Source organism: Pseudaminobacter soli (ex Li et al. 2025) (assembly GCF_029892515.1).
GTDB lineage: Bacteria > Pseudomonadota > Alphaproteobacteria > Rhizobiales > Rhizobiaceae > Pseudaminobacter > Pseudaminobacter soli_A.
In genome coordinates, this window is record NZ_JARXVF010000006.1 from 275,935 (window position 1) to 299,068 (window position 23,134).

General features: G+C 63.2%; 24 protein-coding genes. 21 read left to right on the top strand and 3 right to left on the bottom strand.

Annotation, left to right across the window (positions count from 1 at the left end; translation table 11 throughout):
* Position 1 precedes the first annotated feature (1 nt).
* Both yjfF and M2281_RS22765 read left to right on the top strand, forming a co-directional pair.
* A complete protein-coding gene (yjfF, locus tag M2281_RS22760) occupies positions 2-982 on the top strand; it encodes a galactofuranose ABC transporter, permease protein YjfF (RefSeq protein ID WP_280823465.1) in 981 nt (326 codons plus the stop codon).
* Between the two features lie 17 nt (positions 983-999).
* Positions 1,000-1,740: a FadR/GntR family transcriptional regulator gene (locus tag M2281_RS22765; RefSeq protein WP_280823466.1), complete on the top strand. Its 741-nt coding sequence runs from the start codon at positions 1,000-1,002 to the stop codon at positions 1,738-1,740.
* A 132-nt stretch (positions 1,741-1,872) separates the two neighbouring features.
* On the opposite strand, the gene M2281_RS22770 is transcribed toward M2281_RS22765, so the two are convergent.
* A complete protein-coding gene (locus M2281_RS22770; protein ID WP_280823467.1) occupies positions 1,873-2,958 on the bottom strand; it encodes a porin in 1,086 nt (361 codons plus the stop codon).
* Positions 2,959-3,340: 382 nt separating this feature from the next.
* Here M2281_RS22770 and M2281_RS22775 point away from each other — a divergent pair, with 382 nt between their 5' ends.
* The 10 genes from M2281_RS22775 to M2281_RS22820 all read left to right on the top strand — a co-directional run bounded on the left by M2281_RS22775 (position 3,341) and on the right by M2281_RS22820 (position 12,728).
* Positions 3,341-4,453: a hypothetical protein gene (locus M2281_RS22775; protein ID WP_342394291.1), complete on the top strand. Its 1,113-nt coding sequence runs from the start codon at positions 3,341-3,343 to the stop codon at positions 4,451-4,453.
* Between the two features lie 27 nt (positions 4,454-4,480).
* The gene (gene asnB, locus M2281_RS22780; protein WP_280823468.1) at positions 4,481-6,427 is read left to right on the top strand and encodes an asparagine synthase (glutamine-hydrolyzing); all 1,947 of its coding nucleotides are present in this window, start codon (positions 4,481-4,483) and stop codon (positions 6,425-6,427) included.
* A 29-nt stretch (positions 6,428-6,456) separates the two neighbouring features.
* Positions 6,457-6,720: an acyl carrier protein gene (locus M2281_RS22785; RefSeq protein ID WP_280823469.1), complete on the top strand. Its 264-nt coding sequence runs from the start codon at positions 6,457-6,459 to the stop codon at positions 6,718-6,720.
* 8 nt (positions 6,721-6,728) lie between these two features.
* A complete protein-coding gene (locus M2281_RS22790; protein WP_280823470.1) occupies positions 6,729-8,261 on the top strand; it encodes a class I adenylate-forming enzyme family protein in 1,533 nt (510 codons plus the stop codon).
* A gap of 2 nt (positions 8,262-8,263) precedes the next feature.
* Positions 8,264-9,247 (top strand): NAD(+) synthase, encoded by a 984-nt coding sequence (nadE, locus tag M2281_RS22795; protein ID WP_280823471.1) that lies wholly within the window; start codon positions 8,264-8,266, stop codon positions 9,245-9,247.
* Between the two features lie 8 nt (positions 9,248-9,255).
* Positions 9,256-9,684 (top strand): acyl-CoA thioesterase, encoded by a 429-nt coding sequence (locus tag M2281_RS22800; RefSeq protein ID WP_280823472.1) that lies wholly within the window; start codon positions 9,256-9,258, stop codon positions 9,682-9,684.
* A 96-nt stretch (positions 9,685-9,780) separates the two neighbouring features.
* Positions 9,781-10,302: an RNA polymerase sigma factor gene (locus M2281_RS22805; protein ID WP_280823473.1), complete on the top strand. Its 522-nt coding sequence runs from the start codon at positions 9,781-9,783 to the stop codon at positions 10,300-10,302.
* Between the two features lies 1 nt (position 10,303).
* Positions 10,304-11,062, top strand: coding sequence for an anti-sigma factor (locus M2281_RS22810; protein ID WP_280823474.1), 759 nt, complete (start codon positions 10,304-10,306; stop codon positions 11,060-11,062).
* Between the two features lie 126 nt (positions 11,063-11,188).
* A complete protein-coding gene (locus M2281_RS22815; RefSeq protein WP_280823475.1) occupies positions 11,189-12,406 on the top strand; it encodes a molybdopterin-dependent oxidoreductase in 1,218 nt (405 codons plus the stop codon).
* A 13-nt stretch (positions 12,407-12,419) separates the two neighbouring features.
* Positions 12,420-12,728, top strand: coding sequence for a cytochrome c (locus tag M2281_RS22820; protein WP_280823476.1), 309 nt, complete (start codon positions 12,420-12,422; stop codon positions 12,726-12,728).
* Between the two features lie 50 nt (positions 12,729-12,778).
* Here the strand turns inward: M2281_RS22820 and M2281_RS22825 are convergent, their stop codons facing one another.
* Positions 12,779-13,738 (bottom strand): LysR family transcriptional regulator, encoded by a 960-nt coding sequence (locus M2281_RS22825; protein ID WP_280823477.1) that lies wholly within the window; start codon positions 13,736-13,738, stop codon positions 12,779-12,781.
* Between the two features lie 139 nt (positions 13,739-13,877).
* Here M2281_RS22825 and M2281_RS22830 point away from each other — a divergent pair, with 139 nt between their 5' ends.
* The 9 genes from M2281_RS22830 (at position 13,878) to M2281_RS22870 (ending at position 22,386) form a co-directional block, all read left to right on the top strand.
* Positions 13,878-14,660, top strand: a complete 783-nt coding sequence (locus M2281_RS22830; RefSeq protein ID WP_280823478.1) for an ABC transporter substrate-binding protein — start codon at positions 13,878-13,880, stop codon at positions 14,658-14,660.
* A 73-nt stretch (positions 14,661-14,733) separates the two neighbouring features.
* Complete coding sequence (locus M2281_RS22835; protein WP_280823479.1) at positions 14,734-15,381, top strand: amino acid ABC transporter permease; 648 nt, start codon at positions 14,734-14,736, stop codon at positions 15,379-15,381.
* A gap of 12 nt (positions 15,382-15,393) precedes the next feature.
* Positions 15,394-16,053, top strand: a complete 660-nt coding sequence (locus M2281_RS22840; protein WP_280823480.1) for an amino acid ABC transporter permease — start codon at positions 15,394-15,396, stop codon at positions 16,051-16,053.
* Positions 16,050-16,817: an amino acid ABC transporter ATP-binding protein gene (locus tag M2281_RS22845; protein ID WP_280823481.1), complete on the top strand. Its 768-nt coding sequence runs from the start codon at positions 16,050-16,052 to the stop codon at positions 16,815-16,817. The genes M2281_RS22840 and M2281_RS22845 overlap by 4 nt, the downstream gene beginning before the upstream one ends.
* A gap of 8 nt (positions 16,818-16,825) precedes the next feature.
* Positions 16,826-18,472 carry a N,N-dimethylformamidase beta subunit family domain-containing protein gene (locus tag M2281_RS22850; protein ID WP_280823483.1) on the top strand — a complete coding sequence of 549 codons (1,647 nt, stop codon included), beginning with the start codon at positions 16,826-16,828 and terminating at the stop codon, positions 18,470-18,472.
* Positions 18,469-19,839 carry an aspartate aminotransferase family protein gene (locus M2281_RS22855; protein WP_280823485.1) on the top strand — a complete coding sequence of 457 codons (1,371 nt, stop codon included), beginning with the start codon at positions 18,469-18,471 and terminating at the stop codon, positions 19,837-19,839. The genes M2281_RS22850 and M2281_RS22855 overlap by 4 nt, the downstream gene beginning before the upstream one ends.
* Positions 19,840-19,847: 8 nt before the next feature.
* Positions 19,848-20,798, top strand: coding sequence for a 3-keto-5-aminohexanoate cleavage protein (locus M2281_RS22860; protein ID WP_280823486.1), 951 nt, complete (start codon positions 19,848-19,850; stop codon positions 20,796-20,798).
* Between the two features lie 40 nt (positions 20,799-20,838).
* On the top strand, positions 20,839-21,342 hold the full coding sequence (locus M2281_RS22865; protein ID WP_280823487.1) for a GNAT family N-acetyltransferase: 504 nt from the start codon (positions 20,839-20,841) through the stop codon (positions 21,340-21,342).
* 21 nt (positions 21,343-21,363) lie between these two features.
* Positions 21,364-22,386 (top strand): histone deacetylase family protein, encoded by a 1,023-nt coding sequence (locus M2281_RS22870; protein ID WP_280823488.1) that lies wholly within the window; start codon positions 21,364-21,366, stop codon positions 22,384-22,386.
* On the opposite strand, the gene M2281_RS22875 is transcribed toward M2281_RS22870, so the two are convergent.
* Positions 22,387-23,031 carry a hypothetical protein gene (locus M2281_RS22875; protein ID WP_280823489.1) on the bottom strand — a complete coding sequence of 215 codons (645 nt, stop codon included), beginning with the start codon at positions 23,029-23,031 and terminating at the stop codon, positions 22,387-22,389.
* Positions 23,032-23,134: the final 103 nt, after the last annotated feature.

A 23,134-nucleotide genomic window follows, 5' to 3' on the forward strand; every position in this document is an offset into this window, starting at 1 on the left:
GATGTCGTCCCGGCTGCTGCCATTTTATGCCACGCTAGCGATCTTCGTGCTCGCCTACGGGGTCTGCGTGTTCCAATTCCCCAACATGCTGTCGACTCGCGTTGCCGGAAACCTGCTGACCGACAACGCCTTCCTCGGCATCGTAGCGGTCGGCATGACCTTCGTGATCCTCTCCGGTGGCATAGATCTGTCGGTCGGCGCGGTCATCGGCTTCACCACCGTTCTGATTGCCGTATTGATCTCCTGGTATGGCATGCACCCTCTGTTGGCCTTTGCGATCGCTCTGGCCATTTCCACCACCTTCGGCGCGGCTATGGGCGTCGTCATCCACTATCTCGATGTCCCGGCCTTCATCGTGACGCTCGCCGGCATGTTCCTCGCGCGCGGCATGGCCTTTGTCATCACGACGGATTCGATACCCATTAGCCACGAGTTCTATACCGCTCTCCAGGGCCTTTATCTGCGCCTGCCCGGGGGAGGGCGCCTCACGCTCATCGGTGGACTGATGGTTCTGGTGTTTGCCTTCGGTATCGTCCTTGCCCACTTCACCCGCTTCGGCTCCTACGTCTATGCACTGGGGGGGAACAAGACTTCGGCCGAACTTATGGGTGTGCCCGTGGCGCGTACGACTGTCGGCATCTATGCCCTTTCGGGTTTCCTCGCCGGCCTCGCGGGCGTCGTGTTTTCGCTCTATACTTCTGCAGGTTATTCGCTTTCGGCCGTAGGCGTCGAACTCGACACGATCGCAGCGGTCGTCATCGGTGGCACGCTGCTGACAGGCGGCGTCGGACTTGTGGCAGGCACATTCGTCGGCGTGATCATCCAGGGGCTCATTCAGACCTACATCGTCTTCGACGGTACCTTGTCGAGCTGGTGGACGAAGATCGTCGTAGGCCTGCTACTCTTTGCTTTCATCACCCTTCAACGGCTATTGGTGGTTCTGTCTGACCGCAAGCGGTTACTGAGGAATGCACCTTCATGAACAGCCTACAGCCTGGCTTGAGCCGCAAGCAGCAGCCGAAAGGGTTCCACGGCCACGTTATAAGCGAACTTGGCCGCAGTATTGTCAGCGGGACCTATCCGGAAAACTCGCTGTTGCCGCGCGATGCCGAGCTCCAGGAACGCTTCGGCGTGTCGCGCACCGTACTTCGCGAGGCGCTGAAGACTCTTGCGGCAAAAGGCATGATCCAGCCAAAGGCAAAGATCGGAACCAGGGTGCTGGCCCGAAAAGGATGGAACCTATTCGATCCGGACATTCTGCAATGGCACGCCGAAGCCGGCGCGATCGATGCCGGATTCCTTTTCAGCCTGCAGGAAATGCGGTTGGCGCTCGAACCCGAGGCCGCTGCGCTCGCCGCCCTTCGGCGAAACGATGCTCAGGTCGAGGAGATTTTCCACTGGGTCGAGCGCATGGGCGACATGACCATCTCCGGACCCGAGTTCGTTCAGTATGATCTCCGTCTGCACATCGCGATCGCCGAAGCATCGCAGAACCCCTTCATGCGCGCCATCAGCGCGCTTGTCGAGGCAGCACTGGTCGCGACCTTTACCGTCAGTTCGCCGATCCCAAACACGGAACGCCACAAGCTCACTGTGGAGCGGCACAGGGCAATCGCCCAAGCCATAATGAACAAGGATCCGGAACAGGCCAGAAGCGCCATGCGCACCGTCATATTGGAGGGGATTGGTCGTGTTTCCGAAGTGACCGGGAAAAACCCTCTCACTGCCACGAATGGATAGTCCCGTGTGCTCGCGATCCGATGTTTTGAGCCCAGTCAAATTTGAATAGACGCCTTTGGCTAATCACGAAGGCCTGCAAAAGAAAACCCGGCGGTTGCCCGCCGGGTTTCCTCGTTTCGACCGTTTGGTCGATTAGAACGAGCGCTGGAAGCGAACCATGCCGCCGAAGCCGTCGCGGATCTTGACCTTGTTGTCGTCGTGATACGAGGTCCAGGCGATTTCCGGCGTGATCTTGAAGCCCGGAACGATCGTGTAGGCGATGTTGGCAACCACCGCGACGTCCTTGTTCTCGGCATAGGAGACCTGCGCGTTGAACGAGGTCTGCTTGCTGAACTTGACGGTGCCGCCGCCCCAAACAGCCCAGTGACCACCCCAGCCCTTGTAGAAGTTGCGGGGGGAGTTCTTCTCCGAACCGTAGCCGCCCATCACGAACAGCGAGACGGTGTCGGAGGCATTGACGTCGAGGCGAGCCTTGCCGGTCCACTCTTCATAGTTCGAGTCGTAGCCGACAACGCCCGAGATGCCGCCCCAGGCCTGCGTGTAGGCAGCACCTGCAACAACATGCGGAACGTAGGAGTCGATCGTGTTCGCGAAGGAGCCTGCTTCGAGGCCGACGGTGGCCGAGAAACCGTTTCCGCCCTTGTAGGTGTAAACGATCTGCTGGGTGTCGTACTTGCCGGCGGCATACGGGATCAGGTCGTCCTCAAGGACGGCGCCTGCGTAGCCGGTGAACGAGGCAAACAGCGAGTCGGTCTTACCGATGCGGAAGCCACCCAGTTCGAGGAAGGCATGGTTGATGCCCAGGCCCTGCGTCGTATCGGTGAAACCACCGGCAACGACCGTGTCCCAGTTGAAGTTGATGTGCATGTAGCCGCGGAGCGTGCCGAGTTCGGTTTCCGAACGGGCATCGAGCTGCAGGGCGGCGCGGGCGCGGTTATAGTAGGTGTCGTTCCTCTTCGACGGATCGAGCCTGTCCTTAACGTCGAGCAAACCGCCGTAGCCGCCCTTGCCGGCGCGAAGGTCGTAGCGGATGTAGCCGCCGACCTTGAGGCAGGTCTCGGTGCCCGGGATGTAGTAGAAGCCGGCGCCGTAGACGTCGCAGATGCGAACGTATTCGACGGGCTCGGGTTCGGCGACGACGACAGCGTCGGCAGCGCGCGCACCCGAAACTGCGACGAGAGCCGCAGCGGAGCCGAGAAGAAGGCTCTTGATGTTCATTTTCTGACCTCCAGTCAAAGTTGGTATGCGAGTCTGGGTTCTTTTTGCTGAAGGACAGCGCTTCCCTGCCCTGTCTCCAATGCCCATCCCCGGGCACCCCTCTAGCCACGCCAGATGACAGTCGCGTCTCGGCTCCATGACGGCTGGATGACAGCCAAATGACGTGCGCCACTGATGTAAATTAGTGACAGTTCCCTCTCGGCCGGCTGCAAGAGGCTAGGGATCGCGCTGATGGTCCGCCCGCTAAGAGCTTCAATTTCTTGCTAAAATTGAGCCGGCGAAGATGAGGCCGTCCGCAACACGGAAAATTAAGCCCCCTGCTATAGACATTTCTAAAATGACGGAGGGGGCGTGCGAGACTCCTGCTTGGATCTCGTCGTAGATGAAGATGGGGGAAATCCGTGCCCTGCAGCAAGCAGACATATCGGCCGTCGCCGAACTCTTCCAACGCATCTTGCGCAAGACTAGTCAGCCCGCCACTCACGCACTTGAAACCTATCTGACCGGGCTCTTCATCGAGGCGCCGGACCGCGATCCCGAGATCGGTTCCCTTGTCCATGTCCTCGATGACGGCCGGGTGTCCGGCTTCATCGGCGTCATGCCCCTGCCGATGCTGGCTGAGGGCCGGTCCGTGCGTGCGGCCGTCTGCGGCTCGCTGATGGTCGACAACCATGCCGACGACCCCTTTGCCGGGGCACGGCTGATGCGCGCCTTTCTTTCCGGCCCGCAGGATGTCACGCTGACCGAAACCGCCAACGACATCTCGACCGCCATGTGGCGCAAGCTGCGCGCCACTGTGCTGCCCGACTACAGCCTCGAATGGCTGCGAATCATCCGGCCGGCCGGTTTTGTTGCGGAGATGGCAACGAAGGCTGTGGGCGCGGCACGGCTCTTGTCACCGCTTGCAAGGCCTATCGATTCGTTGATTCGGCGCGGCGAACCCGGGCCGCGCTGGTCAAGCCTTGCCGCCGCGATACCGGAGGAAACCCTTCCAAGCGTGGATGCCGACGACGAAACCACAGCCACCCTCCTGACGAAATGGACTGAAGGCTACGCTGTCCGGCCGCTTTGGCAGCCTGAGAATCTTCACCAGATGGTGGCGGAGGCGAGCAGCAAGGCACTCTATGGCGAGATGGTGCGGCGCGTGGTGATGACGCGCGACGGCCGCCCGCTCGGCCTCTTTCTCTATCATGGCGATCCCGGCCGGATCGGTCGCGTGATGCAAATACTCGCAGCGCCAGGTCGTATCGGTGAGACCATCGACAGCATGCTTGCCCATGCCAGCGAGCGAGGCATGCTGGCGCTGCGCGGGCGCACTCAGCCCGTTCTGCTCAATGCCATGCTCGGCCGGCGGTTCGCCTTTTTTCATACCTCGTCCAGTGTCGTGCATGCACGCGACCCGACGCTCTTGGAGCCCTTTCTGGCCGGCAAAGCCTTCTTTAACGGTTTTGCGGGCGAGTCATGGTCACGCTTGATCGGAGACCGGTTTGACTGACGGACCCCAGACAGGAGTGCTGAGCCTATGTGCGGCATAGCGGGCTATGCCGGCGCCCTGCCGCGTGACGAGGTCGCGGCGCTGCTACGTCGCATGTGCGGGGCGATCGCGCATCGGGGGCCGGACGCGCAAGGCGTTCATGTCAGCGACGGTGCCGGCCTGGGACACCGCCGCCTCTCGGTCATCGATCTGACGGCCGATGGCGCGCAGCCAATGCACAGCGCCTGTGGAACCTTTTCCATCGCCTACAATGGCGAGATCTTCAACTATATCGAGCTGCGCAAGATGCTCGAAGCGCGCGGCCGCCGTTTCCGCACCGCGAGCGACACCGAGGTCGTTCTTCAACTATATGAAGAGTACGGCCCGGATTTCGTGACCCATCTCAATGGCGACTTCGCCCTCGCCATCTGGGACGAGCGGCACAAGCGCATGGTGCTGGCACGCGACCGCATGGGTGTGCGGCCACTCTTCTATACTTGGCATCGCGGCGTCTTCTATTTTGCCTCGGAGGTGAAGGCGCTTTTGCAGGTGCCTGGCGTCGAGGCCGAGATCGACCCGTTCGCCCTTGACCAGATCTTTACGCTCTGGGCGCCGATTGCGCCGCGCACCCCCTTCAAGGGCATTTTTGAACTGCCGCCAGCGCATATGATGATTGTCGAGAACGGCGAAGCGCGCAGCAGGCCTTATTGGGCGCTGGCTTTTCCGGAGGGGGGCGAAAGAGATCCACGATCCGAGGGCGGGATCGCTGAGGAACTGCGCACGCTGTTGGAGGATGCCACTCGAATCCGCCTGCGCGCGGATGTCGAGGTCGGTTCGTTCCTGTCGGGTGGTCTCGATTCGTCGATTGTCTCCGGGCTTGCGGCACGGATGGCTCCGAACGGGCTGCGCACCTTCTCCGTCACCTTCGATGACGCCGAATTCGATGAAAGCGACTATCAACAGACGATGGTGCGTGCACTTGGCACGCAGCATCATTCCATCGCCTGTGGGCCCGAGGATATCGCCGGCATCTTCCCCGCCGTCGTGTGGCATATGGAACGGCCGGTAACACGCACCGCCCCTGCCCCGCTCTACCAGCTTTCGGGTCTAGTCCGCGAGCAAGGGCTGAAAGTGGTGCTTTCGGGCGAAGGTGCTGACGAGATCTTTGCCGGCTATGATTTATTTAGGGAAGCCCGCATCCGCCGCTTCTGCGGACGGCAGCCGGGTTCGCAAATCCGCCCCCACCTTTTCCGCAAGATCTATCCCTATCTCTCCTCGCTGCAACAGCAAACACCGGAATATCTCGCCGCCTTCTTCGGCACAGGGGTCGACGCGGCCGACGATCCGCTGTTCTCGCACCGTCCTCGCATCCGCGCGACGGCAGGCGCGAAAATGTTTTTTTCGCGTGACCTGCGCGACCAGCTTGCAGGCTACGACGCGACCGAGGAAATCGCGTCCGAGCTGCCGGAGGCCTTTGTCCGCTGGCACCCGCTGCATCAGGCGCAATATATCGAGACGCGCTTCCTGCTGCCGGGATACATATTGTCGAGCCAGGGCGACCGCATGGCCATGGCCCACGGCGTCGAGACGCGCTTCCCCTTCCTCGATCACCGGCTGGTCGAGTTCGCCGCGCAGATACCGCCAAATCTGAAGCTCAAGGGCCTCCGCGAGAAACACATATTGCGCGCGGCTACAGCCGACCTTCTGCCGCAGGCGATTTCCGAACGACCCAAGCAGCCCTACCGCGCGCCCGACAGCGCCTCCTTCCGCGGTCCCGTCGGCGATTATGTCGACGAGATCATGTCGGCCGAGGCGGTTACTGCCAACGGCCTCTTCAATCCTCTGGCGGCGGCCAAGCTGCTTGAAAAATGCCGGCGCGATGTCGCGACGGGTTTTCGCGACAATGCCGCCTTCGTCGGGATCGTGTCGACGCAGCTCTGGGCGCGAGAGTTTTCCAACATGGTCAGCAACCGCTCCCGCGAGGCGTCTGTCTGACACCCATCATCCGAGAAAGGCCTTCTTGAATGCCCGACGCAATAAAGAGCCAGATCCGCACCTTCATCGTTGAGAACTTCTTGTTTGGCGATGACAGCACGCCACTCGGCGACGAACAGTCGTTGATCGAAAGCGACATGGTCGATTCCACCGGCATCCTCGAGCTGGTCTCGTTTCTCGAGGAGCGCTTCGGCGTTGCGATGGCCGATGCCGATATCGTGCCCGCCAATTTGGATTCCATCGCCCGTATCGCGGCCTTTGTAGCGCGCAAGAGCGAAGTGGTCGCGGGCTAGGCAAAGCGATGCGCGTAGAGACGTTCCTCAGGCATAGTGCTGCGGCCGGTCCCGACCGGATCGCCATCGTGGCCGACGGCGCGCGGCTCAGCTATGCCGAACTCGACGCGAAATCCGACCGTCTCGCCGCGGCACTTGTGGCGCAGGGCATCAAGCGCGGCGACCGCGTGGTCGTCTTCATGGAGAATATCTGGGAGACGGCAGTTGCGATCTTTGCTGTGTTGAAGGCCGGCGCAGTCTTCTGCCCGGTCAATCCTCAGCTCAAGGCGGATGGAGTCGGCTTCATCCTGCGCGACTGCCGTCCGGGCGCTGTGCTGACGCAGGAGAAATATCTCGACCCCTGCGCGCAGGCCAGCGCCGATCTTCCCTCCCCACCCCTGCTTGTCGCCGCGCGCGCGACAGGGACTTTGCCGGCGAATATCTTGCCGTTCGAAGCGCTGGTTGCGGATGAGAGCGGCCCGCTGCCGGAAGCCGGCGGCGAGGATGATCTGGCGATGATCATCTATACCTCGGGCTCAACTGGCCGGCCCAAGGGCGTGATGATGACGCATGCCAGCATGGATGCCGCATCGGGCGCCATCGCTTCCTACCTCGAAAACACCGCGCAGGACGTGGTGCTGGGCGTGCTGCCGCTGTCCTTCACCTATGGGCTTTACCAGTTGCTCGTCACTGTCCGCGTCGGCGCACGGCTGGTGCTAGAAAAGAATTTTGCCTTCCCGCAAGCCGTACTGGAAAGGGCGCGCGCCGAAGGTGTCACCGGCCTGCCGCTGGTGCCGACGATTGCAGCCATGCTGCTTTCCATGAAGGATCTGGCGCCCGGAACGTTGCCGGGCCTGCGCTACATCACCAACGCCGCCGCGCCCCTGCCACCTGCCCATGTCGAGGGCCTGCGAAGGCTGTTTCCCGGGGCAAAACTCTATTGCATGTATGGTCTGACCGAATGCGCCCGCGCCGCCTATCTGCCGCCCGAAGAACTCGAACGCCGGCCAGCCTCGGTCGGCAAGGCCATTCCTGGCACGGAAGTCGTCATCCTCGATGAGGCTGGGCAGCCCGTCGGGCCGGGAACGGTGGGCGAGTTGGTGGTCCGGGGCCCGCATCTCATGCGCGGCTATTGGGAGAATCCGGAAGCCACCGACACTGTGCTTCGCCCAAGCTCAAAACCCGGCGAAAGACAGCTGCACACGGGCGACCTGTTCCGCACCGACGTCGAGGGCTTTCTCTATTTCGTCGGCCGCAAGGACGACATGCTAAAGATCAAGGGTGAGAAGGTCGCGCCGCGCCAGGTTGAGGCTGCGCTTTGCGAATGTCCAAGCGTGGTGGAAGCCGTGGCGTTCGGCCGGCCCGACCCGATCCTCGGCCTTGCGCTGCACGCGGCGGTCGTTGTCTCTGATCCCCCGCCGACGGAGCGCGAGATCATCCGCCACTGCGCGCGCCTGCTGCCTGATTTCATGGTGCCCAAATCAATCGAGTTCCGCGCCGAACTGCCGAAGACGGCAAGCGGCAAGGTAATCCGACGGCTGGCCGTCGAAGCTGGAGAATGATCATGCATGGAAGTCGCCTCCCCCTTTCTGCGCGGACGCTCGACATCGATGCCGAGGCCGAGACCACCCGCATCGTTGAGGCGCTGCGCGCGCAACTGCGTGGTGCAGTGAGAAAACGTGGGCTGGTGCTGGGGCTTTCGGGCGGCATCGATTCCAGCGTCTGCGCAGCGCTCGCTGCGAAGGCCGTGGGACCGCAGAACGTGTTCTGCCTGTTCATGCCCGAAAACGATTCCGATCCAGAAAGCCAGCGGCTCGGCCAGCTTGTCGCCGGCACCTTCGGCCTCAACGGCGCGGTGGAGAATATCGGGCCGACGCTGGAGGCGATGGGCTGCTACACCCGTCGCGACGGTTTCATCCGCGAGGTCGAGCCCGCCTATGGGCCGGGCTGGAGCTCAAAGATCGTGATCGCCAATGCGCTGACGACGTCGGGCTACAACATCTCCTCGCTGGTGGTGCAAAGCCCGGATGGCGAAATGCGAAAGCACCGACTGCCGGCGCATGTCTATCTCGGCATCGTGGCGGCTACCAACATGAAGCAGCGAACGCGCAAGCAGCTCGAATATTACCACGCCGACCGGCTCAACTATGCCGTGGTGGGTACGCCCAATCGGCTGGAATACGACCAGGGCTTTTTCGTCAAGAACGGCGACGGCGCCGCCGACGTGAAGCCGATCGCACATCTCTACAAGTCGCAGGTCTACCAGCTCGCCGCTCATCTCGGCGTGCCGGAGGAAGTGCTCCGCCGTCCGCCGACGACCGACACCTATTCCCTGGCGCAAACGCAAGAGGAGTTCTACTTCGCCCTCCCCTACGACAAGATGGACCTTTGCCTGTATAGCCTGAACCACAGCGTGCCGGCTGCGGATGTCGCACAGGCGATCGGGCTCAGCGACGAAGAGGTCGGCCACGTCTGGAACGACATCGCGGCCAAACGCAAGGTGGCGCGCTACCTGCACCTTGAGCCGCAATTGGTGGAACCCGTATAGGAAATGCAATGACCGAACCGCTTGTCACCTTCGTCGGCGTCGCCCATCCCTGGATGTGCGACACGATGGGCCACATGAATGTCCGCCATTATGCGGCGATGTTCGATGACGCCTCCTTCCACATTCTCGGTCATATCGCCGGGCTGGAGGGTCATGAGGCCAATGGCATCGGTTGGGCCGACGTGCGCACAGAGATCGACTACAAGCACGAAACCCGTGCCGGCACGCTGATCACCGTGCGCTCTAATCTGGTGAAGCTCGGCCGTACATCGGTCACCTTCGAACAGGTGATGAGCGGCACGCTCGACAGCGTTGTGCATGCAATCAGCCGCACCACCAGCGTGCGCTTCGACCTCGCCGCCCGCGCCGCCGTCCCGCTCGATGCTGCAATGCGTGTGCGCGCCGAGAAGCTGCTGGTATCCGGCAACCAAGCCTGAATTCCGGGAAGCTTTGCATGGGGGCGGCGGATTGCGGCCGACCCGTTCGCCCGTTATGGAGGGGCAAGGCTCCTTTCCGGAGGGTGGGATTTTTCGGTGCGACGCGTAATCGAGCAAAGCCTGCGGCGGAACTGGTCGCGCCTGTTCGGCTACGCGATGCGGCTGTCCGGCGACCGGGACTCCGCCGGCGACCTCGTCCAGACATCCGCGCTCAAAGCGCTGAGCAGCGACTCGCCACCGCGTGAGACGAAGGCCACGCAAGCCTGGCTGTTCCGCATCGTGCGCAACACATGGATCGACGAGCATCGCCGCGCACTGGTGCGGCAGCCAGTCGAACCGGCCGAGCCGATCGACGCCACCCTGTGGAGCTATGACGACGGGCTGATCGCTGAGATCACCGTACGGCAGGGCATGGCCCGCCTTGCGCCCGACCACCGTACAGTCATCGAGATGATCGATTTGCAAGGAATGCGCTATGCTGACGCCGCCGCAGCACTGGGCGTGCCGGTAGGCACCGTCATGAGCCGGCTCAGCCGCGCCCGACTGGCGCTGCTCGAAGCCATTGAAGGCGACAATGTTCGGCCTATCGTTTCAGGCCGCAGCAATGCGAAACGATGACATGAAGATCACTTGGGAAACCCTCAACGCCTATGTCGATGGCGAGCTCTCGCCCGATGCCGCAGCGGCAGTGGCGGCGGCGATCGCCGCCGACAAGGCCATGGCCGCGCGCGTGGCCACGCTGACCCGCCTGCGCGCGGTTTCCAGGAGGCTCGCTGCCCCGGCGAAAGCTGAACAGCGGCGCCACCGGCCGGGCTGGAAGCCTGTTGCGCTGACTGCCTCGCTCGCCGCAGTGCTGGTAGCGGGCGGGCTTTCGTGGTCGCTGCGCCCAACGCCCGGGTCCGAGGTCAATGCGGCAATTGCCGCGAACGAGACATGGCTGGCGGCGGACCTCCATCCTGACGCCGATGGGGTGATGAAAGCGGCGGCCGCGACATCCGTAGCCGGCGCCTTGCCCGACCTTTCGGCGGCCGGCCTGCAACTCGTCTATCTGTCGTCGCAGCCTTTCGACGCTGGCGAGGCGATATTCGCCGGCTATCAGGGGCCGCACGGTTGCCATCTTGGCTTGTGGAAGGCGAGATCGGGCAGCGAGACGGCGCTTTCGGCGCTCGCACCCTCCAAGCAGGCCGGTTTGTCCGTGCGTCAATGGGCAACCGACAACGCCCGCTATGTGCTGGTCGGCCATGGCATGGATGCGCAGCGCTTCGACCGCATGGCCGATCTCGTGGAACAGCTCATCCAGCAAGGCCACGACGCGACGCCCGAACAACGTATCGCGCTTGAGGAAGCCAGCCGCATCGGTGCCCCCTGCCAATCCTGACCCGCATTTTGCCGGGTTCGCGCCATGTTCCCCGACGGCAGCGTTATTCTCTTTAGGTAAAACGGAATAAAGGGCGCCGCGTCTGCGTCTTTTCCCGCGATGTGAACACATCCAAGGAGAAACGCGATGTTCAACAGACGACAGATTTTGAAATCTGCCGGGGGTGCGGCGCTGGGTCTGAGCGGGGGAATGCTGGCCGGATCTCCGCTGGCCGCCTTCGCCGAAGAAATGATCAAGCTGCCTTTCGACAATGGCGAGCGACCGCTGGTCAAATATCCAGGCAAGCGCCCGTTGATCGGGCATACGGCGCGCCCGCCACAGCTGGAGACGCCCTTCAGCGTGTTCGATGAGGGCATAATCACGCCCAACGATGCCTTCTTCGTGCGCTACCATCTGGCCGACATCCCGCTGGAGATCGACCCGGAAGAGTTCCGCATCGCTATCAAGGGCAAGGTCGACAAGGAACTGTCGCTTTCGCTGAACGACCTCAAGACCGACTTCGAGCCCATCGAGATCGTGGCAGTGCATCAATGCTCAGGCAACAGCCGCGGCTTCGTCAATCCGCGTGTAGGCGGCGGCCAGCTCGGCAACGGCGCCATGGGCAATGCGCGCTGGAAGGGCGTGCCGCTCAAGGGCGTGCTCGACAAGGCCGGGGTGCAGGCCGACGCCGTGCAGGTGTCCTTCGGCGGGCTCGACGGCCCGGCCCTGCCCGAGACGCCCGACTTCGCCAAGGCGCTCGACATCGATCACGCCCGCGACGGCGAGGTGATGATCGCCTATGAGATGAACGGCGAGGATCTGCCCTGGCTCAACGGCTTCCCCGTGCGACTGGTGGTGCCCGGCCATTACGGCACCTACTGGGTCAAGCATCTCAACGAGATCACCGTGCTGGACAAGGCTTTCGACGGTTTCTGGATGAAGTCGGCCTACCGCATTCCCGACAATGCCTGCGCCTGCACCGAGCCAGGCGGCAAGATGGACAAGACCCGGCCGATCGGCCGCTTCACCGTGCGCTCCTTCATCACCAACGTCACCGATGGCGCAAAGCTTGCCGCCGGCAAGGTTCCGTTGCGCGGGATCGCCTTCGACGGCGGCTACGGCATCACGAATGTCGAGATCTCGGCCGACGAGGGACGCACCTGGCGCTCCGCCACACTGGGCGAGGACCTCGGCAAATATTCGTTCCGTGGCTGGACGATGGAGATCGATCTGCCCAAGGGCGAGCACAGGCTGATGGTGCGCGCCACCAACCGCATCGGCCAGTCGCAGCCGCTGGAGCCGCTGTGGAGCCCACCCGGCTACATGCGCAACGTCGTCGAAACCACCCGCGTCGTGGCAGCCTGAAGGGGAAGCAATCATGAGCATCGCAAGAACAGCCATTGCCGCTTTCGGCCTCCTCGCGCTGGGTGGCAGCCTCGCGCTCGCCGCGTCGAAGACCTACGAACTGCCTGACGAGACGGCGACCTTCAAACCCGGCCCCGGCGTGGAATTTGCGGAGAACAACTGCACTGCCTGCCATTCGGCCGACTACATCAACTTCCAGCCGCCGAAGAAGGGCGCGGCTTTCTGGGAGGCCGAGGTGCAGAAGATGATCAAGGTCTACCACGCGCCGATCGAAGAGGCAGACGCCAAGGCGATCGCCGACTATCTGGCCAAGACCTACTGAGCCCCCGCTCGCGCCTGTCCCGCAGCTTCCCGGCGGGGCAGGCATCCTCACTACTCGCCGTAAATCCGCTCCTCCAGCGGTGTCTCGGCGATCAGCGCCTGCAGGCCTGCCAACAGCGCGCGCTCGGCGCGGTTCATGGTCTTTTCCGGGTTCACCACCAGGAAGATGTCGATGGCAGGCGGCGCATCATAAGGCGGCAGGCGCCACAAAAGCCCGTCGGCCACGTCGCGGCGGGCGACATGGAGCGGCAGCGGGCCAATGCCGAGCCCGGCGATAATCATGCGCCGCACCTCTTCGAGGCTTGAGGACACGCCCACCACGTTGGCGTCCAACTTGGCCTCGCTCCGCAAAAGTGCGACCGGGCGCAGAGCATCCGAAATATGGTCGGTCTGGAAGGAGACCGAAGGCTCGCCCTTCAGATCGGCAAGCGTCTGGCCTTCGCGACCGTAAAGCCGGTGCTGCGGGCCGCAGAAGAAGCCGAAGAACTCGCGGTACATCATCGTGTAATCCAGCGCAGGGTCCTTCTGCGCCACCAGGCAGATGCCGAAGGAGACCCGGCGCTCGCGCACCTGCTTGGTCACCTCCGTGCTCGCGGCGATGGACACGGTGAGGCTGGCGCGCGGATAGTTGCGGTGGAACTCGGCCAGCGCCCGGTCGTAGAGCGGCGAGACGACATGGCTGGCCGCGGCGATGGTGATGTGGCCGGTTACGTCGTCGCTCACTCCGCGCACGAGCAACGGAAGCTGTGAAATGGAGCCGAACACCTCGATGCTCTGCTCGTAGAGCAGCCGCCCAACTTCGGTCAGTTCAAAGCGCGTCGCGTCGCGCTCCACCAGCCGGCGGCCGATGCGATCCTCGAGGCGACGCAGCGCGTTGCTTACGCTGGGCTGCTTGAGGTTCAGCCGCTCGGCCGCGCGCGTGATGCTTTTGACCTCCGCGATCACCACGAAGGTGCGCAGGAGGTTCCAGTCCAGTTCCCAGACCAGTCTTTCGGAACGCGGCGACATCATTCCTGAAATCTATGTCCTCTATTCCGATTATCTATTTGCGCAATGCTATCGCAAAGGCAATCATGAATTCGGACCAGCGCAACGGCGCCTCCCAAGAACATCGACGCCAAGCGCTCACTCCAGAGGACAAGGACACCAGATGAACAAAATTCTATCCGGCCTCGCGGCCGCAGCCCTGATGATTGCCTCGAGCTTCGCCGCGGTGTCGGCCCAGGCCGACGATCTGGAAAAGATCAAGGCAGCCGGCGAAATGAAGATCTCCATGAGCGGCCAGTATCCGCCGTTCAACTTCGTCAACGAGCAGAACGAAGTGGTCGGCTTTGACGCTTCCGTCGGCAAGGCCATCGCCGAGCGTCTCGGCGTCAAGGGCACCATCGTCACCACCGCCTGGGACGGCATCATCGCTGGCCTGCTCGCCAACAAATACGATACCATCGTCGGCTCGATGACGATCACGCCGGAGCGCGAGAAGGTCGTGGACTTTGTCGGCCCCTACTATCACGCCGGCCGCGCCGTTTTCGTCAACGAGGAGTCGCCAGTCAAGAGCCTCGAAGACCTTAAGGGCAAGACGCTCGGCGTCACACTCGGCGAAACGCATGAGAAGTGGGCACGCGAACAGGGCGGCTGGGATATCCGCACCTACAAGGGCCTGCCGGAACTGCTTCTTGAGCTGAAGGCCGGCCGCGTAGACGCCATCGTCGTCGACAACATCCCGGTCATGGTCGCCATCAAGGAAACCGGCGACAAGATCCGCAAGCTCGAAACGCCGGATATCGAGGGCGGCAGCGTCGCCATCGGCATCGCCATCCGCAAGGGCAACCCCGAGCTGAAGGCAGCGATGCAGAAGGCGCTGGACGAAATGCTTGCCGACGGCTCCTACGAGAAGATCTCGAAGGAATGGATCGGCGCCGACATCCGCTGATCATCTCCTGAACGGCTTTCGGCCGCAGACACTGCGGCCGAGCCAACCGCCCGCCTCGCTACCGGAGTTCCCGATGGACTTTGCGCTGATGCAGCGCGTCTTCCCCTTCTTCGTGGAAGCCGCGCTGGTGACGGTCGAGATTTCCGCGCTCGCGCTTGCGCTCGGCCTCTTGGTCGCCGCGCTGGCTGCAGCCGCGAAACTGTCGCGCTCGCGGCTGCTGAGGGTGATCGGCACCGTCTATGTCAGCGTCTTTCGCGGTACTCCCTGCCTGATCCAGCTTTTCGTGCTCTATTTCGGCGGTCCGCAGATCGGCATCAATCTGGAGCCCTTCGCCGCCGGCGTCATCGGGCTGGGGCTGAACATCGGCGCCTACATGGCCGAGTCGATCCGCGGCGCGTTGCTGTCGGTCGATCGTGGCCAGGCGGAGGCGGCGCGCTCTATCGGCTTTAGCCGCTTTCAGACGCTGCGCAAGGTGGTACTGCCGCAGGCTGCAAGGCTGATGATCCGTCCGCTCGGCGTCAACACGGTGGCGCTCGTGAAGGGCTCGGCGCTGGTCTCGACCATCTCGGTGGTGGAGCTGACCTACACCGCCCAGCGCTTCATCGGCTCGACCTACAAGCCCTTCGAGATCTTCGGGGTGGCCGCGCTTCTCTACATGGTTGTCGTCTATGTCGTGGCCAAGGTCGTCGACCTGCTCGACCGGCGCTTCGCAATCGTCTGACGGGAGGGCGCGATGCAAGGTTTGGATTTCAGCATTGTCCTGCCCTACACCGACCTCTTGTGGATCGGCGCCTGGTGGACCTCCGTGCTCACCGTCTCGGCGGCGGCGCTCAGCTTCGTCTTCGGCATATTGTTCGCAGTCGCGGTGCTCTATGCGCCCAAGGTAATTGCCTGGCCGGTACGCTTCTTCATGTGGCTGTTCATGGGCACGCCGCTGCTTTTGCAGCTGTTCCTCATCTATTTCGGGCTGGTGCAGATCGGTCTCAACATTCCGGCGCTCGGCGCGGGCATTATCGGCCTCGGTTTGCATTTTGCGGTCTACAACGCTGATGTGCTGCGCGCCGGCATCGTCGCAGTCGATCCGGGGCAGACTGAAGGCGCGCGCTCGATCGGCTTCGGCCGCTGGCAGACGCTGCGCTATGTCGTCATCCCACAGGCGGTGCGCAACACGGTTCCGCCCATCGGCGGCAACATGATCGCGCTCTTGAAGGAATCTTCGATCGTCTCGGTCATCGGCATTGCCGAGCTGGTGCATTCGGCGCAGCTTGCCATCAGCGAAACGTTCCGCCCCTTCGAATTCTACATCACCGCCGCCGCGCTCTATTACATTCTCAATCTCGTTCTGGAGGGGGGCTTGCGCCTCGTCGAACGGAAAGTGGAGGTCTCGCGATGACCAGTCAGCAGCCAATGGTGGAGGTGCGCGGCGCGCACAAATCCTATGGCGCCTTCGAGGTGCTGAAAGGCATCGACCTCTCGGTGAACCGTGGCCAGATCGTCGCCATCATTGGCCCAAGCGGCTCGGGCAAGTCGACGCTGCTGCGCTCCATCAACCATCTGGAGACGCTGAACGGCGGCGAAGTGTGGCTGGACGGCGTGCAGGTGAACCAGCCGCTGCGCGGCCAGGCCTTCGAGCGGCACATCAACAAGGTGCGCCAGCAGATGGGTATGGTGTTCCAGCACTTCAACCTGTTTCCCCACCTGACCGTGCTCGACAACATCACTATGGGACCGGTGATTCTGAAGGGCATGGGTAAGGGCGAGGCGCGCGAGCTGGCGCTCGAGCTCCTCTCCAAGGTGGGACTCGCCGACAAGATCGACGCCTATCCGTCGCGGCTTTCGGGCGGCCAGAAGCAGCGCGTGGCGATCGCGCGGGCGCTAGCCATGCAGCCCAAGGTGATGCTGTTTGACGAAGCGACCTCCGCGCTCGACCCCGAGCTGGTCGACGAAGTCAACGCGGTCATGAAGCAGCTCGCCGCCGAACACATGACCATGCTGATCGTGACCCACGAAATGCGCTTTGCCGGCGAAGTGGCCGACCGGGTACTGTTCATGGATGGCGGCGTGGTGGTGGAGGAAGGCCCGCCATCCGAAATCTTCCGCGCGCCGCAGCAGGAGCGCACCCGCAGCTTCCTGCGCAAATATCTCGCCGCAGCCTGAGACCGACCATGCAGAACAGAACCAACGAATTTCCCGATTTCGGACTGACGCCGGAACAGCGCCGCGAGGCGGTGCTGGGCCACTATTACGAATATCCCGGCATGGACGGGGCGCGCGGCGAGATCTGGTGCTACACCGACACCTACTCCTACGCGCCAGGCGCCACCGCGCGGCTGCATGTCAGCTCCACAGCAGCTAGCTACCGGCTGGAGATCGTGCGCGACGGCGCCACCGAAACGCCAGTGTTGACGCGCGAGAATCTTGCCGCTCGCTGGCAAGACACACCGGACCAATGCTCAGTCATAGGCTGCGGCTGGGAGGCCTCCTTCGAATTCCGCGTGGAAGAAAGCTGGCCGTCGGGCGCCTATCGCATCACGCTGACGGCGGAGGGACGCGACGGCAGGCCGATCCAATGCCACCACCTTTTCATCCTGCGCCCAGCGCTGGGCCGCAAGCCCGGCCGCGTGCTGCAGGTGGCCGCCACCGGCACCTGGACAGCCTACAACACCTGGGGCGGCTCCAACCATTATCAGGGCATCACCGGGCCCGGTCGGGATCAATATGCGACGACGGTGAGCATCGAGCGACCCTTCTGCCGTGGCTTTGCGCTGCTGCCGGCCGATGCGCCGCGCGTACCGCTGGAAATCTATACGCCACCGGCAGCCACGCCGCGCTACCCGCATATGGAATGGGCTTTCGCCAACGGCTATTCGAAGAAATACGCTTCGTCGGGCTGGGCGAGCTATGACAGCCATTTCTTCCGCTGGGCCGAACGCGCCGGCTATGCGGTCGACCTTGCCAGCCAGCACGAGTTGCATTTCGAACCCGAAATCCTCGACGGCTATGACTGCGTCGTCTTCGTCGGCCATGACGAATACTGGACCTGGGAAATGCGCGATGCGGTCGACAACTATGTCGAGCGCGGCGGTCATGCGGCCCGCTTTGCCGGCAACTTCATGTGGCAGACGCGGCTTGAGGACAGTGGCAAGCGCCAGACCTGCTACAAATACCGCGCCCGCGCCGAAGACCCGGTCTATCGCTCAGCCGACCCCAGCCGCACTTCCGGCTGCTGGGAGGCAGCGGAAACCGGCCGGCCGGCCGCGCAGACCTTCGGGCTCAACGCCCTGCGCGGCCTTTATGTCGGCTGGGGCGGCTGCGCGCCGCGCGGCGTGCGCGGCTTTCCGGTCTACCGGCCGGAGCATTGGGCCTTTGCCGGCACCGGCATCTATTACGGCGACCTGCTGGGTGCTGACGGCCATGCCTTCGGCTACGAGGTCGACGGCCTCGACTACATCATTCGGGGCGGGTTGCCGGAACCGGCCGAGAATTCCGGCGCGCCGGAGGGCCTCGAAATCCTGGCGCTTGGCATGTCCTCGTTGAAGGAAGAAAGTGCCGACATTCCCGCCGACGACCAATTCCTCTCGGACGCCGATGCCAAGTTCGTCGCCGACATCATCGTCGGCAATGAGGGCGAGGCGGCTGTGGACCGCGTCAAGCGCGGCTGCGGCATGATCGTGAATTTCCCGCGCGGCAAGGGCGAGGTGTTCCACGCCGGAAGCTGCGAATGGGTGGCGGCGCTGAAGCGCCAGGACGCGATGGTCGAGCGCGTCACCGCAAATGTTCTCGACCGCTATCTGGGAGGCAAAGGGGCATGACCGTTCATTCCACAACGGCCGAGACTGGCCGCAAACCGAACCTCTTTCATTTTACCCGCGCGCCGCGGCCGATGGTGGACCGCGCCGACGGCATCTATCTGTGGGACAAGACCGGCCGCCGCTTTATCGACGGATCGAGCGGGGCGGTAAACGTCAATATCGGCCACGGCAACCACGTTGTCATCGACGCGGTAAAGCGCCAGATGGACCGCGTGAGCTTTGCCTACACCATCCATTTCGAGAGCGAGCCTGCCGTCGAACTGGCCCGCGAGCTAGCCAAGCGCCTGCCCAACGGGCTTGAGCGCATCTATTTCGTTTCCGGCGGCTCGGAGGCGGTGGAAGCCTGCCTGAAGCTCGCCCGGCAGTGGGCGGTTGCAACAGGCCAGCCGAACCGCTGGAAGATCATCGGGCGGATGCCCTCCTACCACGGCATCACCGTGGGCTCGCTCGGCGTCACCGGCGACGATGTGCTGACAAAAACCTTCGAGCAGATGGGCCAGCCGATGCCGCTCATCCCCGCGCCGATGGTTCATCGCGACAACGACAATCTGTCGCTCGAACAGCGCGGCCTGCGCTATGCCGACATGCTGGAAGCGAAAATCATTGAGGAGGGCCCGGAAAGCGTGCTGGCCTTCGTGATGGAGCCGATCGGGGGCGCGGCCACCGCAGCACTTGTTCCGCCAGACAGCTATTTCGCGCGCATCCGCGAAATCTGCGATCGCTACGGCATCCTGCTCATCCACGACGAGGTGATGACCGGCATCGGCCGCACCGGCAAATTCCTCGGCGGCGACCACTGGAACTGCAAGCCCGACATCATCTCGCTCTCCAAGGGTCTTTCCTCTGGCTATGCGCCGCTCGGCGCGCTGGCCGCGACAGAACGGATCGTCGGTCCGGTGATCGCCGCCGGCGGCTTCCTGCACGGCCACACCTACGGCGGCAACCCGGTGGCCTGTGCGGCTGGCCTTGCGGTGCTGGGTGAAGTCGACCGGCTGGGGTTGATAGGCAACTCGGCCGCGATGGGCGAAGTGCTGAAGGGCGAGCTTGAAGCGTTGACCAAGCGTTTCCCCTTCGTGGGCGATGTGCGCGGCAAGGGCCTGCTGCTCGGCGCCGAGCTCTACGCCGATCCGGTGACCAAGACGCCGCTGCCGGCAGAGCTCAGCGCCAATGTCCGGCTGATCGACCTCGCCTTCGAGCGCGGGCTGATCATCTATTCGCGCCGCGTGCGCGGCGGGCCGTTCAGCGACAATTTCATGGTCGCCCCGCCGCTCATCGTGACGCGCGAGGAGATCGGCGAAATCGTCTCCGTCCTCGGCGATACGCTGGAAGCGCTCGCCACCGAACTCGACCTTCCCGTGAACCGCTGAGGCCAATCATGACGGCTCCCACAAAATCATCGCGCCGCAAGGTCATCATCACTTGCGCTGTCACCGGTTCGGTCCACACGCCGACCATGTCGCCCTATCTGCCGATCACGCCTGACCAGATCGCTTCGGAGGCGATTGCGGCGGCGGAGGCCGGCGCCTCGATCCTGCACCTGCATGCCCGCGATCCGAAAGACGGGCGGCCGACCGCCGATCCGGACGTGTTCATGCAGTTCCTGCCGCGCATCAAGCAGGCGACCGAGTCGGTGATCAACATCTCCACCGGCGGCTCCTCGTTGATGACGTTGGACGACCGGCTCGCCGCCTCCCTGCGGGCAGAACCGGAAATGTGCTCGCTCAACATGGGTTCGATGAACTTCGCCCTGTTCCCCGCCCTCGACAAGCCGGCCGAATGGCAACACGAATGGGAGCCGAAGCTGCTCGAAGCCACGCGCAGTTCGATCTTCAAGAACACCTTCGCCGACATGGAATTCATCCTCGACCGGCTGGGCAAGGGCTGCGGCACACGCTTCGAGTTCGAATGCTATGATGTCGGCCATCTCTATTCGCTCGCGCATTTCCGCGACCGCGGGTTGGTCACCGGTCACCTGTTCATCCAGTTCGTGTTCGGTGTGCTTGGCGGCATCGGAGCCGACCCGGACAATCTCGCCCATATGAAGCGCGTTGCCGACAAGCTGTTCGGTGACGGCTACAGCTTCTCCGTGCTCGCTGCGGGCCGCCATCAGATGCCGATGATCACCATGGCCGCGGCCATGGGCGGCAATGTGCGCGTCGGACTAGAAGACAGCCTCTATGACGGGCGCGGCCAGCTTGCCCGCTCAAACGCCGACCAGGTCCGGCGCATTCGCAAGGTTCTGGAGGCGCTGTCGCTGGAAGTGGCCAGCCCCGCGGAGGCGCGCGACATGCTGGGCCTCAAGGGCGGCGACCGAGTGGCGTTTTGATGGTAGAGCGGATTGCTCGCAATTGATGCCGAGGACGCCGATGAGCCCCCCTCCCCCGAATGTCACCGTCAGGCCGGCTGAGCCCGCCGACGCGGAGATGATGCACGAAGCGATCCTGAGGCTCGGCCACCATCTCGGCATGAAGCTCAAGATCGCCAGCACGGCCGAAGATTTCCGCCGCTTCGGCTTCGGGCCGAATGCCGCGTTCTCGAGCCTGATCGCGGAAGTCGATGGGGAGTTCGCCGCGCTCTGCCTGTTCTTCCCGATCTTCTCGACCTGGCTCGGGCGACCCGGCGTCTATGTGCAGGACCTCTATGTCGACGAGCGGTTCCGCGGACGCAAGATCGGCGAGTGCCTGCTGCGCGAGGTGGCAAGGTGGTCGCGGGAGCGCGGCGGCGTCTATCTGCGGCTAGCGGTCGATGTCGACAATGTCTCTGCGCAGGGCTTTTACGAAAGGCTCGGTATCGGCTGGCTCGACAGCGATCGTGACCACGGTGCGTATGGCGAAGCCTTTCTTGCGCTGGCGCGCACCGATGCGAATTAAACCAGATATTCAGGAGCTCCCATGAAAGCCTTCTACGCCGACGAGCAGAAGCGTCACGACCCCAAGGCCTTTCTCTCCAGTGGGGCGCCTAAGCCCAATCCGGAGCAGCCTGAGCGGGTGGAGCGGCTGTTGATGGGCGCACGCGCCGCCGGCTGCGAGATCGTTCGGCCGCGCGAGCACGGGCTGGGGCCCGTCGCGGCTGTTCACACACCCGAATATCTTGATTTCCTCGAGCACATCTACGAGCGCTGGCAGCGCATCGAGGGCGCTTCGCAGGAGGTCATCCCCAACATCCATCCAATCGCGCGTGGCGGCAGCTATCCGGCCTCAGCTGTCGGCCAAGCCGGCTACCATATGGCCGACACCTCATGCCCCATCTCGGCGGACACCTGGGAAAGCTCTCTCTGGAGTGCGTGGAGCGCTGTTGACGCTGCGGAAGCCGTGATGTCGGGCGAGCCGGCGGCCTATGCGCTCTGCCGCCCGCCCGGGCACCACGCCTTTGCCGATGTGGCTGGCGGCTTCTGCTTTATTAACAATTCGGCGGTTGCCGCGCAGCGCCTACGGAAGAATGCCGCGCGTGTCGCGATCCTCGACGTCGACCTGCATCACGGCAACGGCACGCAGGGTATCTTCTATGCGCGGCCCGACGTGCTGACGGTATCGATCCATGCCGACCCGATCCGCTTCTATCCGTTCTTCTGGGGTCATGCTGACGAGCGTGGGGAAGGCCCCGGCCTCGGCTACAATCTCAACTTGCCGCTGGCGCGCAAATCAGCTGACGCGGAGTTCCTGGCGGCACTCGACAAGGGGCTGCAGCGCATCCGTGCCTTTGCGCCCGAGGCGATTGTCGTGGCGCTGGGGCTCGACGCTTTCGAGGGCGATCCATTCGGTGGCCTGTCAGTGACGACACCGGGCTTTGCGCGCATTGCCGAGGCGATTGCAAAACTTCGCCTGCCCACCGTCATCGTGCAGGAAGGCGGCTATCTCTGTGATGCCCTTTCCGACAATCTGACCTCGTTCCTCATCGGATTTGCTGGAGCGTGATCAAAGAGGACGTTGTTCGGTCATCGTTTCTTGCCGGCAGAAGTTCTTCGCGAAGGAATGCGATCGGGTGTTGGCGGAGGGTGGCCTACGGGTTCTAATTCGACCGAGCGGCGCTGGTGCTTTCGACTTGCAACGGCTTTCTGGTGGATCAGGACGGAAATATCTGCCGATGCGCTTGTGACCGAGAGCGGTCAGGTGCGCAGTGGCCGCAAAGCCGCCCGCCACCTCGCCCGGCACGATTGCCGCATGCTGGCGCGGATCGGCGTAGCAATTGAGAAGCACCGTCGGCATCGATTTCAACTCCGACGGCACGCGCACCTTGCGAGTGAAGATCGTGGCATAAACGACGCGGGCAATGGATGGATCGCGTAGCACTGCGCGCAGGACCGCCTGCTCGAGACCCGGATTGGATTGTGTGACATGAGCAGAAACCAGTAACCCTTGCTCGAAGGCATAGTCGCGAATGCCGTCGAGGATCCCGAGCACCAGACTGAGAGCGGAGATGCTGTCGACCGAAAGCTGGGTGCAGCGCTGCGTCTCGCTCGGCGAATAGCTGATCGCCGAGCTGGATGAGAACCGGCAGCAGGCGTGAAGTGGGACTGGCGCAATGGCTTTCGCGACACCGACGTCGGCACATCCGGACACGTGCAATCCAATGGTAAACCGAGAAGACATTCGTCGGCCACGCGCAAACAGAACGGACCGAAGGAGAAGATCCGCATCGTGTTGAAGCGCCTGCGCGGCGAGG